This window comes from Dellaglioa sp. CoH-56-MRSF-13, from assembly GCF_056782095.1.
In genome coordinates this window covers 1-272 of record NZ_JBXAYC010000165.1, presented here as the reverse complement: position 1 = coordinate 272, position 272 = coordinate 1, and the positions used below count along the sequence as shown (strand labels likewise).

The following is a 272-nucleotide window of genomic DNA, read 5'->3' as shown; positions in this document are numbered from 1 at the left end:
CAGCGATCTACAGAATTTGGGTCGCGAGTTCCGGATGTTTGTGGTTGACGGGGAAGTGATCGACATTGCTGAGTATCGCAATCGTGGGCACGTCCAGCACAAGAAGGTGTACGCGCAGGACGCAGACAAGCTTCGCGCGTATCACAAGACGGTGCACCATCCTACGGCACCGCGTGCGTATGTCATGGATGTTTGCGAAGTTGTCGAAGATGTGACAGATTTGCGCATCGTTGAGCTGAACTGCCTAAACTGCTCCGGGCCTTACACTGTGG

At 54.4% G+C, this 272-nt stretch carries 1 protein-coding gene; it reads left to right on the top strand.

The genetic code is table 11. The annotated features are described in order from the left end of the window. Nucleotides 1–272: ATP-grasp domain-containing protein (locus AC1RP1_RS08325; RefSeq protein WP_481762775.1), on the top strand; the 272-nt coding region annotated here is incomplete at both ends.